The 12,602-nt window shown below is 38.9% G+C and carries 11 protein-coding genes and 1 other annotated feature; all 11 genes read right to left on the bottom strand.

Annotated elements, in window-relative coordinates; genetic code table 11:
• Positions 1 to 79: 79 nt before the first annotated feature.
• The 11 genes from rpoC to sigH all read right to left on the bottom strand — a co-directional run bounded on the left by rpoC (position 80) and on the right by sigH (position 12,602).
• Positions 80 to 3,682 (bottom strand): DNA-directed RNA polymerase subunit beta', encoded by a 3,603-nt coding sequence (rpoC, locus tag MKY60_RS20175; protein ID WP_090567772.1) that lies wholly within the window; start codon positions 3,680 to 3,682, stop codon positions 80 to 82.
• 160 nt (positions 3,683 to 3,842) lie between these two features.
• Entirely contained in the window at positions 3,843 to 7,397 is a 3,555-nt protein-coding gene (gene rpoB / locus MKY60_RS20180; RefSeq protein ID WP_090567767.1) for a DNA-directed RNA polymerase subunit beta, read from the bottom strand.
• A gap of 210 nt (positions 7,398 to 7,607) precedes the next feature.
• Positions 7,608 to 8,228: a class I SAM-dependent methyltransferase gene (locus MKY60_RS20185; RefSeq protein ID WP_090567764.1), complete on the bottom strand. Its 621-nt coding sequence runs from the start codon at positions 8,226 to 8,228 to the stop codon at positions 7,608 to 7,610.
• Between the two features lie 76 nt (positions 8,229 to 8,304).
• On the bottom strand, positions 8,305 to 8,667 hold the full coding sequence (gene rplL, locus MKY60_RS20190; RefSeq protein ID WP_090567761.1) for a 50S ribosomal protein L7/L12: 363 nt from the start codon (positions 8,665 to 8,667) through the stop codon (positions 8,305 to 8,307).
• A gap of 69 nt (positions 8,668 to 8,736) precedes the next feature.
• Positions 8,737 to 9,237 (bottom strand): 50S ribosomal protein L10, encoded by a 501-nt coding sequence (rplJ, locus tag MKY60_RS20195; protein WP_090567757.1) that lies wholly within the window; start codon positions 9,235 to 9,237, stop codon positions 8,737 to 8,739.
• Between the two features lie 32 nt (positions 9,238 to 9,269).
• Positions 9,270 to 9,413: a sequence feature (ribosomal protein L10 leader region), on the bottom strand.
• Positions 9,414 to 9,455: 42 nt separating this feature from the next.
• Complete coding sequence (rplA, locus tag MKY60_RS20200; RefSeq protein ID WP_090567754.1) at positions 9,456 to 10,148, bottom strand: 50S ribosomal protein L1; 693 nt, start codon at positions 10,146 to 10,148, stop codon at positions 9,456 to 9,458.
• 128 nt (positions 10,149 to 10,276) lie between these two features.
• Complete coding sequence (gene rplK, locus MKY60_RS20205) at positions 10,277 to 10,702, bottom strand: 50S ribosomal protein L11 (protein ID WP_139176005.1); 426 nt, start codon at positions 10,700 to 10,702, stop codon at positions 10,277 to 10,279.
• A 171-nt stretch (positions 10,703 to 10,873) separates the two neighbouring features.
• On the bottom strand, positions 10,874 to 11,407 hold the full coding sequence (gene nusG, locus MKY60_RS20210) for a transcription termination/antitermination protein NusG (RefSeq protein WP_090567748.1): 534 nt from the start codon (positions 11,405 to 11,407) through the stop codon (positions 10,874 to 10,876).
• 102 nt (positions 11,408 to 11,509) lie between these two features.
• Positions 11,510 to 11,695, bottom strand: coding sequence for a preprotein translocase subunit SecE (gene secE, locus MKY60_RS20215; protein WP_093495444.1), 186 nt, complete (start codon positions 11,693 to 11,695; stop codon positions 11,510 to 11,512).
• A 40-nt stretch (positions 11,696 to 11,735) separates the two neighbouring features.
• A complete protein-coding gene (gene rpmG / locus MKY60_RS20220) occupies positions 11,736 to 11,921 on the bottom strand; it encodes a 50S ribosomal protein L33 (RefSeq protein WP_445677994.1) in 186 nt (61 codons plus the stop codon).
• Positions 11,922 to 11,960: 39 nt separating this feature from the next.
• Entirely contained in the window at positions 11,961 to 12,602 is a 642-nt protein-coding gene (gene sigH / locus MKY60_RS20225; protein WP_090567740.1) for an RNA polymerase sporulation sigma factor SigH, read from the bottom strand.

The raw sequence follows: 12,602 nt of genomic DNA on the forward strand, positions 1-12,602 counted from the left end.
TTCATTGAAAAAGGTGTCAACAATAAACATGAAATATTAGGGAGAAATAAAATTAGTCCTCCCTAATATTTTGTTTGTTTTATTCTGCGTTAACTAATTCTTTTTCAGTATCTGCTTCATTGTCTGTGATTTTAATTTGGCGATAACGTTGCATACCTGTACCTGCTGGAACTAGCTTACCGATAATTACGTTTTCTTTCAGGCCTAGTAATTCATCACGTTTCCCTTTAATCGCTGCGTCAGTTAAGACACGAGTCGTTTCTTGGAATGATGCAGCAGACAAGAACGATTCTGTTTCAAGAGAAGCTTTTGTAATACCAAGGATAACCGGACGACAAGTAGCAGGAATCTTACCTTGTAAAACTGCTTCCTTATTCGCTTCGGCAAATTGGTGGATGTCTAGTAGTGATCCCGGAAGTAGGTCTGTTTCTCCAGCTTCAATCACACGTACTTTACGAAGCATTTGGCGTACCATTACTTCGATATGTTTATCCCCAATTTCTACCCCTTGCATACGATAAACTTTTTGTACTTCTTTTAATAAGTACTCTTGAACAGTTGAAACATCTTTAACTCTTAACAATTCCTTAGGATCTACAGAACCCTCAGTAAGTACTTGACCACGGTGCATTGTATCGTTTAGTTGAACTTTTAAACGTGCATTGTACGGCGCCAAATATTTACGAGTTTCCACATTACCTTGAATTGTAATTTCTTTTTGACCTTCTCTAATTTCATCAATTTCAGTAACAGTACCTGAAATTTCGGAAATAACAGCTTGCCCTTTAGGATTACGAGCTTCGAAAATCTCTTGGATACGCGGAAGACCTTGTGTAATATCGTCTCCTGCAACCCCGCCTGTATGGAATGTACGCATTGTTAACTGTGTACCTGGTTCCCCAATCGATTGAGCAGCAATAATACCAACTGCTTCTCCAACTTCAACTGTGTCTCCAGTAGCTAAATTCAAGCCGTAACATTTTTTACAAACACCATGTTTTGTATTACAAGTAAATGCAGAGCGAATTGTTAATTCATCAATACCTGCTTCTTCAATAACACGAGCAACGTCTTGTGTAATTAACCCGTCTCTTTCTAAAATCAATTCATTAGTAGTTGGATGGAAAATTGTTTTCTTAGTATGACGACCGACAATACGTTCGCCAAACTCTTCAATAACTTCTGTGCCTTCCATAAGTGAACCGATTAGTAATCCACGGTCAGTTCCACAATCATCTTCACGAACGATTACATCTTGCGCAACGTCTACTAGACGGCGAGTTAAGTAACCTGAATCGGCAGTTTTAAGTGCTGTATCGGCAAGACCTTTACGAGCACCATGTGTAGAGATGAAGTATTCAAGTACTGTTAACCCTTCACGGAATGATGACTTAATCGGAAGTTCGATAATTCGACCAGCCGGATTGGCCATTAGTCCACGCATACCTGCAAGTTGAGTAAAGTTAGATGCATTACCACGGGCACCTGAGTCACTCATCATGAAGATTGGATTCATGTTATCTAGCGATTTCATCAGTTTATCTTGAATAACTTCCTTTGCTTTACTCCAGTGTCCAATGACACTAGCATAACGCTCTTCTTCCGTTATTAGACCACGGCGGAATTGTTTAATAACTTTATCTACTTTACCTTGTGCTTCTTCAAGAATTTCGCCTTTATCTGGAAGTACTACGATATCAGAGATACCAATTGTAATTCCAGCTTTAGTAGAATATTTAAACCCTAGAGCTTTCATACGGTCAAGCATTTTTGAAGTTTCTGTGATATGGAAACGTTTAAATACTTCCGCAATGATATTACCAAGAATTTTTTTCTTAAATGGCTGTACAAGATCCATAGACTCGATATGTTTTTTCACATCTGTAATCGTAGGAACGAAATATTTCTCCGGAGTTTCAATTTGTAAATTGAAATCTGTCGGCTCATTGATGTATGGGAACGTTTCTGGAAGTATTTCATTGAAAATTACTTTACCTACAGTTGTTAGCAATAGCATCTTATTTTGTTCTTCTGTAAATGTTTGATTGTTTACAGATGCTGCCGGTATTGCAATACGTGTATGCAAATGTACATGACCAGTATTATAAGCAATTAGCACTTCTTCCGGACCGTAGAATGTAGAACCTTCACCCATTGCACCTTTACGCTCAAGTGTTAAGTAATAGTTTCCTAAAACCATATCTTGAGATGGTGTAACTACTGGTTTTCCATCTTTCGGGTTCAAAATGTTTTGTGCTGCAAGCATTAGTAAACGAGCTTCCGCTTGTGCTTCTGCTGATAAAGGAACGTGAACAGCCATTTGGTCACCATCAAAGTCAGCATTATATGCTGTACATACTAGAGGGTGAAGGCGAATTGCACGACCTTCTACTAATGTCGGTTCAAATGCTTGGATACCAAGACGGTGAAGAGTAGGGGCACGGTTAAGTAAAACCGGATGCTCTCTAATTACATCTTCTAATACATCCCATACTTCAGCATGCATACGCTCAATTTTACGTTTTGCACTCTTAATGTTGTGGGCTAAACCACGTTCAACAAGTTCCTTCATAACAAATGGTTTAAATAGTTCAATTGCCATTTCTTTTGGAAGTCCACATTGATACATTTTCAAGTTTGGTCCTACTACGATAACGGAACGACCAGAGTAGTCAACACGTTTACCAAGTAGATTTTGACGGAAACGACCTTGCTTCCCTTTTAACATATGTGAAAGTGATTTCAACGGACGGTTACCCGGACCTGTTACCGGACGACCACGACGACCGTTATCAATCAAAGCATCAACAGCTTCTTGAAGCATACGTTTTTCATTTTGAACGATGATACTAGGAGCACCAAGATCCAATAGACGTTTTAAACGATTGTTACGATTAATAACACGACGATATAAATCATTTAGATCAGAAGTAGCAAAACGTCCACCGTCCAACTGAACCATCGGACGTAATTCTGGAGGAATTACCGGTAGAACATCTAAAATCATCCAATCAGGTCTGTTCCCTGAATTACGGAAAGATTCTACGACTTCTAAACGTTTAATAGCACGTGTACGACGTTGACCTTGAGCTGTTTTCAACTCTTCTTTTAATTGTTCTGTTTCACTTTCTAAATCAATTTCTGAAAGTAAACGTTTGATAGCTTCAGCACCCATCGCAGCCTGGAATTTAGTTCCAAACTTATCGCGATAAGCACGGTATTCTTTTTCAGAAAGCAATTGCTTCTTTTCAAGAGGTGTGTCTGCTGGCTCTATTACTACATAAGAAGCAAAGTAAATTACTTCTTCTAGTGATCTTGGAGACATATCCAAAATCAGACCCATACGACTTGGGATACCTTTAAAATACCAAATATGCGATACCGGAGCTGCAAGTTCGATGTGACCCATTCGTTCACGACGTACTTTTGCACGTGTTACTTCTACTCCACAACGATCACATACAACACCTTTATAACGAACGCGTTTATATTTACCGCAATGACATTCCCAATCCTTTGTAGGACCAAAAATACGTTCACAGAATAAACCATCTTTTTCAGGTTTTAATGTACGATAATTAATTGTTTCAGGTTTTTTAACTTCCCCATAAGACCATGAACGGATTTTATCAGGTGAAGCTAAACCAATTTTCATATACTCAAAATTATTAACGTCTATCAAGGAGCCTACCTCCCTTTAGTCTTGTGTCTTTTAAAAGACTTTTCCAAGTAGCTCTGCATTATGCAATTTTATACGGAAATACGGACAGGCATCACCTGTCCGATTCTTATTGTTTAATCTAGAATTTGCTTAGGACCCTCGCGGTACCTTTCGCTATTCTTTATTCAACTGTTCCAACTGGTTCTTCCTCCGCTGTGATTGGTAAGATACCAAGTGCGTCAGCTGCAGGAATATCATCATCTTCATCTAAATCACGAAGCTCAATTTCTTCTTCATCGATTGTAAGCATCTTAACATCCATACCTAGACTTTGTAGTTCTTTAATCAATACTTTGAATGATTCAGGAACTCCTGGTTCTGGTACACTTTCCCCTTTAACAATTGCTTCGTATGTTTTCACACGTCCAACAACGTCATCGGATTTTACAGTTAAGATTTCTTGTAACGTATAAGCAGCACCATAAGCTTCAAGTGCCCATACTTCCATTTCTCCGAAACGCTGTCCACCAAATTGCGCTTTCCCTCCAAGAGGCTGTTGCGTAACAAGTGAATAAGGTCCAGTAGAACGTGCATGTAGCTTATCATCTACCATGTGGGCAAGTTTAATCATATACATAACCCCTACAGATACGCGGTTATCAAATGGTTCACCTGAACGTCCATCATATAGGATTGTTTTACCATCACGGTTAAGACCTGCTTCTTCCATTGTGTTCCACACGTCTTCTTCGTCTGCACCATCAAATACTGGTGATGCCATATGAACGCCTAGCAGTCTAGAAGCCATACCTAAGTGAAGCTCTAATACTTGCCCGATATTCATACGAGAAGGTACACCAAGTGGGTTTAACATGATATCAACTGGTGTGCCGTCTGGAAGGAATGGCATATCTTCTTCAGGAAGAATACGCGAGATAACCCCTTTGTTACCATGACGTCCGGCCATTTTATCCCCAACAGAGATTTTACGTTTTTGAACGATATAAGCACGAACTAATTGGTTAACACCTGGAGATAACTCATCGCCATCTTCGCGATTAAATACTTTTACATCTAATACAATCCCACCAGCACCATGAGGTACACGAAGGGAAGTATCACGAACTTCACGAGCTTTTTCACCGAAGATTGCGTGCAGTAAACGTTCTTCTGCTGTTAGTTCTGTAACTCCTTTAGGTGTTACTTTACCAACAAGAATATCTCCATCACGAACTTCTGCACCAATACGGATAATTCCACGGTCGTCCAAGTTGCGTAATGCGTCTTCTCCTACGTTTGGAATATCTCTCGTAATTTCCTCTGGTCCGAGTTTTGTATCACGTGATTCTGATTCATATTCTTCAATATGCACTGAAGTATATACATCATCTTTCACTAATCGTTCACTCATAATTACGGCATCTTCATAGTTGTATCCGTCCCATGTCATGAAAGCTACAAGTACATTACGTCCTAAAGCAAGCTCTCCTTGTTCCATAGAAGGACCATCTGCAAGAATATCCAGAGGTTTAACACGATCACCAATTTTTACAATTGGACGTTGGTTTATAGATGTACCGTGATTTGAACGCTCAAATTTATGGACTTTATAAGATGTTAAATCACCTTTAACTTCTTTTCCATCCACGTCTTCAATGCGTCTAACACGAATTTCTTTTGCTTCAACATGTTCAACAATTCCGTGGTATTTCGCAATAACCGCGGCACCTGAATCACGTGCGTTCACATGTTCCATACCAGTCCCAACGAATGGAGCCTCTGGATTTAATAACGGAACAGCTTGACGTTGCATGTTCGCTCCCATAAGTGCACGGTTGGAGTCATCATTTTCCAAGAAAGGAATACATGCTGTTGCAGCAGAAACAACTTGTTTCGGCGATACGTCCATATAGTCGATTTGCTCTTTTCTGAACACGGTATTATCACCGCGGAAACGACCAACTACTTCTTCTTTCAGGAATTCTCCTTCATCAGATAATGGAGAGTTTGCTTGTGCTACCACATAGTTATCCTCTTCATCCGCAGTTAAATAGTCGATACGTGATGTTACCAACCCTGTTTCAGGGTCAACACGACGATATGGTGTTTCAATAAATCCAAATTTATTCACTTTCGCAAAACTTGAAAGTGAGTTAATAAGTCCAATGTTTGGTCCCTCTGGCGTTTCGATCGGGCACATACGACCATAGTGAGAGTAGTGAACGTCACGTACTTCAAATCCTGCACGCTCACGTGTTAAACCACCGGGTCCAAGCGCCGATAGACGGCGTTTATGCGTCAACTCAGCAAGTGGATTCGTTTGATCCATAAACTGAGATAATTGAGAACTACCAAAGAACTCTTTAATAGATGCAATAACTGGGCGTATATTAATCAATTGTTGTGGAACGATTGACTGTGTATCGTTAATAGACATACGCTCACGAACTACACGTTCCATACGTGAAAGACCTATACGGAACTGATTTTGTAGTAACTCACCTACAGAACGTAAACGACGGTTACCAAGATGATCGATATCATCTGTGTTCCCAACGTTGAACAAAAGGTTAAAGAAGTAGCCAATAGATGAAACGATATCAGCAGGCGTAATGTTTTTAATCTCTGTTTCCACATACGCGTTACTTATAACGTTAACTTCTTTTTGCTCTTCGTCATTTGGCGCATAAATCTTAATCGATTGGATTGTAATATCGTCCTCTAAAACACCACCTACTTGAGATAACGTTTTGAAGCCAATTCCATTTTCAAGATGAGGAATTAGACGATCTAGTACACGACGATCAATCAGCGTACCAGCTTCTACTAAAATCTCTCCTGTTTCTGGATCCACTAGCGTTTCAGCTATTGTTTGGTTAAACAAGCGATTTTTAATATGCAGTTTTTTGTTCATTTTGTAACGACCAACATTCGCTAAATCATAGCGTTTTGGGTCAAAGAAGCGAGAATATAACAGACTCTTTGCACTTTCCACTGTTGGTGGTTCACCAGGACGTAGACGCTCATAGATTTCTAGTAACGCTTTTTCAGACGTTTCTGTATTATCTTTTTCTAGCGTGTTACGTAAATATTCATTGTCACCGATTAAATCGATAATCTCTTGATCTGATCCAAAACCTAGTGCACGAAGTAAAACAGTAACTGGCAGTTTACGTGTACGATCGATACGAACATAAACTACGTCTTTTGCATCGATTTCGTATTCTAACCAAGCACCACGGTTCGGAATAACTGTTGATCCAAAACCTTTTTTACCGTTTTTGTCTGTTTTATCATGGAAGTAAACACTTGGTGAGCGGACTAACTGAGATACGATTACTCGCTCAGCTCCGTTAATAACGAAAGTTCCAGTTTCAGTCATTAATGGGAAATCACCCATAAAGACATCTTGTTCCTTCACTTCGTCCGTTTCTTTGTTGTGGAGACGTACTTTTACGCGTAATGGTGCAGCGTATGTTGCGTCACGTTCTTTCGATTCGTCGACGGAATATTTCGGTTCGTTTAAACTATAGTCGACAAATTCAAGTGATAGATTGCCTGTAAAGTCCTCGATTGGTGAAATATCTTTAAACATTTCACGTAAACCTTCTTCAAGGAACCATTCATAAGATGCCGTCTGAATTTCGATTAGATTCGGTAGTTCCAGCACCTCACTAATACGCGCAAAACTTCTGCGTTGGCGGTGTTGTCCGTATTGAACTAGTTGACCTGTCAACTCATTCACCCCTCAATTAAAGCGATATTAGGTCTTTTCGATATGAACATTTTAGTGTATGATATCGAAAGACAAAAAGAAAACGAGTTCTTAACAAGAGCTCATTTTCGATTAACCAAACTTTTTCTCGGCCAGTATACCCATTTCTACTTGTTTTTATTCAAAAGGGCATACGTCCTCAAAATAATATTTTTGCATTTTATTATAATATCATAGCGATTTTGTCAAGTCAATCTTTGTAGCTTTGATAATCCAATAACCTCTAGCTTTATCTACCACATCAACTTGACCAAAAATCTCTTCTAAATAACTAAAAGTTGATGGTGCCCCTTGTTTCTTTTGAATCACAACCCACAATTCTCCCTTTGAAACTAACTTTTCATAGGATTCATTATAGAAACGAAAAATAGTTTCTTTCCCAGCGCGAATCGGTGGATTAGTTATAATAGCCGCAAAGTTCGCAGTGTCAACCGCTGACAATCCATCACTTTCATAGATTCGTACATTTTGTATCCCGTTAGCAGCAGCATTTTTTTCTGCAAGTTGGATTGCACGTGTGTTAACATCTACCAAATGAACTGTTCTTTTCTCATTTGCTTTTGCAATAGAAAGACCTATCGGCCCATATCCACAGCCTATATCTAAAATTGAACCTTCTAGATCCGGCGCTTCAAAAGCATCGATTAATACACGGGAGCCAAAATCTACTTCGCTCTTACTAAATACACCTGCATCTGTTTCAAATCGGAAATTGTGCCCGAGCAACGTAAAATTCCAATGACGCGGTTTACTTTCCGTTTGAGGTTTCCTAGAGTAATAATGATCAGACACCAAATCACCCTCCGCAATACATACGAAGAAAAGCCCGTCGTTTACAGACGAGCTTTTTTCTTCGAATTGTACAAAATTACTTAACTTCTACGCCTGCGCCAACTTCTTCAAGTTGTGCTTTGAAAGCTTCTGCTTCGTCTTTAGAAACGCCTTCTTTAAGAGCTTTTGGAGCGTTGTCAACTAATTCTTTAGCTTCTTTCAATCCAAGACCAGTGATTTCACGAACCACTTTGATTACTTTGATTTTTTGATCTCCAGCAGATGCTAGGATTACGTCAAAATCAGTTTTTTCTTCAGCAGCAGCAGCTCCGCCACCAGCAGCCATTGCCATTGGAGCAGCAGCAGTAACACCGAATTCTTCTTCAATTGCTTTTACTAAGTCGTTTAATTCAAGAACTGTCATTGATTTGATAGCTTCTAAGATTTGTTCGTTATTCATTATATTTTCCTCCTATTATGGATAATTTAGGCTATTAGCCTTTTAGTTGTGTTTAAGCCGCGTAATGAATTATGCGCCTTGTTCTTCTTTTTGTTCTGCAACAGCTTTTGTTGCAAGCGCAAAGTTGCGCATTGGAGCTTGAAGTACTGAAAGAAGCATTGAAAGTAGTCCTTCGCGTGATGGAAGTTCTGCTAATGCTTTCACATCTTCAGCAGATGCTACAGTTCCTTCGATGATCCCAACTTTAATCTCAAGTTGTTCGTTCTTTTTAGCAAAATCATTAATGATTTTAGCAGGGGCAATTACGTCTTCGTTAGAAAATGCTACAGCATTTGGACCAACAAGGCTTTCGTTAATCCCATCAACTCCAGCAATTTCAGTAGCACGGCGTGTAAGTGAGTTTTTATAAACTTTGAATTCCACACCCGCTTCACGAAGTTGTTTACGTAATTCTGTTACTTGCGCAACGTTCAAACCGCGATAGTCAACAACTACTACGGAAGCAGCAGCTTTAAACTTTTCTGCAATTTCTTGAACTTGCACTTTTTTAGTTTCGATTGCTTTGTTCATCTTGGCACCTCCTATAAGAATTGGCCATTTATACCGACAAAAGAAAAGCCTCTGTTCTACGAATAGACACAGAGGCAGAAAGTCATCATCTTAAAAGAATCTGAATTTACTTGTCCTCGGTAGGAAATTAAGCAGTTTATTGCTCCTACTGTCTTCGGTACAAATGTATATTTAACAACAAAGGTCATCTTAACAGACATCCCTTATACTGTCAACTATTATTTAATGGATTGAGTATCAACTTTTACAGCTGGTCCCATAGTAGTCGTGATATTCACTGACTTCATGTAAACACCTTTAGATGCTGCAGGCTTAGCTTTTTGAATTACATCAAATACTGCTAAGAAGTTTTCTACTAATTTATCGTCTTCAAAAGAAACTTTACCGATTGGAGCATGAATGATCCCTGCTTTTTCAGCACGGTATTCTACTTTACCAGCTTTGATCTCTTCGATAGCTTTTGTTACATCAAATGTAACTGTACCAGTTTTAGGGTTTGGCATTAAACCTTTTGGTCCAAGTACACGACCGATTTTACCAACTTCACCCATCATATCAGGTGTTGCAACGATTACATCGAAGTCAAACCATCCTTGTTGGATTTTGTTAATATATTCAGTATCGCCCACATAATCTGCACCAGCAGCTTCTGCTTCTTTTAACTTTTCACCTTTAGCGAATACTAATACACGTTGAGTTTTACCAGTTCCGTTTGGAAGAACTACTGCTCCACGGATTTGTTGGTCATTTTTACGAGTATCGATTCCTAAACGGAAAGCAACTTCTACAGTCGCATCGAAGTTTACTGTGCTTGTTTTTTTAGCAAGCTCAATAGCTTCTTTAGCTGAGTATAATTTTGAAGCTTCTACTAATTTAGCTGCTTCTTGTAACTTTTTACCTTTGTTAGCCATTATAAATGTCCTCCTTGATAGTGGTTTTAGCGGAATAAACCTCCCACGTGTAAAGGTTGCAGTTATCCTATATGAACAACTACAACCTTCCAAAAAACAATGCGTCATATCAAAATGCACATTAAGTATTAGTCTTCGATCGTAATACCCATGCTGCGTGCAGTACCTTCAACCATTAACATAGCTGCTTCAACAGATGCTGCGTTTAAATCTGGCATTTTTTGTTCTGCGATTTCGCGAACTTTTTCACGTTTCACTGTCGCCACTTTTACGCGGTTCGGTTCACCTGATCCAGATTGAATACCTGCTGCTACTTTAAGTAACACTGCTGCCGGCGGAGTTTTTGTAATGAAAGTAAATGAACGATCTTCAAATACAGAAATTTCAACCGGAATGATTAGACCTGCTTGATCAGCAGTACGTGCGTTGAACTCCTTACAGAATCCCATGATGTTAACACCTGCTTGACCCAATGCTGGACCAACCGGCGGTGCTGGATTTGCTTTACCAGCAGGAATTTGTAATTTAACAACTTTAATCACTTTTTTAGCCACGAGACACACCTCCTTAAGTCCGTGATGTGGTAATTGGGTTGCCCCTCCCACTCAAATATCTGTCTCTCAGCTCTGCGCTGATAACATTAGAAAAATTAATACAGACCCATTTTCAGTCTGACCTTTGAAATGATATCACTATTCTCCACCTTTAGCAAGTGGAAACATAAATTATATTTTAATAACTTGTTCGAAATCTAGTTCCATATTAGTTTCTCGACCAAACATATCTACAGATACAGTTACTTTACCTTTATCTGTATCAATCACTTCTACTTTTCCTTGGAAGTGCGCAAACGGCCCTTCTAATACTTCCACCAATTCTCCAACTGTAAAGTCTACTTCGACAACACGTTCTGCGTCACCCATTTGTTTAAGCATAGATTGAACTTCTTCCGGTGCCAGAGGTGTTGGTTTTGTTCCACCACCTGATGAACCAAGGAATCCAGTTACACCTGGTGTATTTCTAACCACATACCATGCATCATCTGTCATAATAAGTTCAACAAAAACATAACCTGGAAAAGTTTTTCTAACAACAACACGTTTTTTGCCGTCTTTAAAATCCGTCTCCTCTTGCTCTGGGATATATACACGGAATATTTTATCCGACATACCCATTGTTTCTACTCGTTTTTCTAAGTTTGCTTTTACTTTGTTTTCATACCCCGAGTAAGTATGAACAACATACCAATTTTTTTCCATAGTGTCAGGACTAGTCGTCCGTCCCCTCCTTTTCTCAAGACAAATGAAAAAACCCGTTCGTTTAATAAGACGGGCTATTTTCAAATATTTACATGCTACTTATTATAACGCTAAATACCAACGGAACAATTCAGATACCCCTAAATCAACCAAAGCAAAAAATACAGCCATTGCTGCAACAGTAGCAAGCACAATTACAGTGTATTTAGCAAGCTCTTTGCGTTTAGGCCAACTTACTTTTCTCATTTCACTCATTACATTTTTGAAAAACCCACCAACATTAGCCATTTTAGCTAAACCCCCACACAAGAAATCTATATTACTTTATTCATAACGTTTGTTTATGAAGCGTATGCACATTACAATGTGCACAATACTTTTTACGTTCAATTCGGATTGTTACATTCTCTTTAGATGCAGGAACCGTGTAATTACGGTTGCCACATTGAACACAACTTAAGACAATCTTCTTCACCATAATATCACCTTTTTTCGGCGTATAAGTCTTTTTCAAGATTATCATCTTACACATTCCATGTCAACAAAATCCCAGTTATGCATAATTACTACCAATCTCCATATAGCGTTCTAGTTTACGCTTTACTCGTTGTAATGCGTTGTCGATCGACTTTACATGACGATTCAATTCTTCGGAAATTTCTTGATATGATTGGCCATCCAAGTATAAGGCAAGTACTTGTTGTTCCAGCTCACTTAATATTTCAGCCATCTTACCTTCCATGTAATCAAAATCTTCTCGATTGATGATTAATTCCTCTGGATCATCTATTACCGAACCTGCAATCATATCCATCAAAGTTCGATCAGATTCTTCATCATATATAGGTTTATCCAATGATACATAGGAATTTAGCGGTATATGCTTTTGACGTGTAGCTGTTTTGATAGCGGTTATTATTTGTCGAGTAATACATAATTCGGCAAATGCTCGGAAAGAAGCAAGTTTCTCCTCCCTAAAATCCCGAATCGCCTTATACAATCCGATCATTCCCTCTTGTAGAATATCCTCTTTGTCTGCCCCTATCAAAAAGTATGATCTTCCCTTCATACGGACGAAAGAACGATATTTTGTTATTAAAAAATCTAGCGCTTCAGTGTTTCCTTGATGAACCATCTCTACAAGCTCTTCATCTAGTAAACTATCGAATTGTAGAATCTGCTCTGTCTTTTCCAA

Origin of the sequence: Psychrobacillus sp. FSL K6-1415, from assembly GCF_038003185.1 — a bacterium.
Taxonomy (GTDB): domain Bacteria; phylum Bacillota; class Bacilli; order Bacillales_A; family Planococcaceae; genus Psychrobacillus; species Psychrobacillus psychrodurans.

Coding starts and splice junctions, on each gene's coding strand:
- rplL (WP_090567761.1), bottom strand. CDS start 8,667: ATGAATAACGAACAAATCTTAGAAGCTATCAAATCAATGACAGTTCTT.
- rplJ (WP_090567757.1), bottom strand. CDS start 9,237: ATGAACAAAGCAATCGAAACTAAAAAAGTGCAAGTTCAAGAAATTGCA.
- rplA (WP_090567754.1), bottom strand. CDS start 10,148: ATGGCTAACAAAGGTAAAAAGTTACAAGAAGCAGCTAAATTAGTAGAA.
- nusG (WP_090567748.1), bottom strand. CDS start 11,407: ATGGAAAAAAATTGGTATGTTGTTCATACTTACTCGGGGTATGAAAAC.
- secE (WP_093495444.1), bottom strand. CDS start 11,695: ATGGCTAATGTTGGTGGGTTTTTCAAAAATGTAATGAGTGAAATGAGA.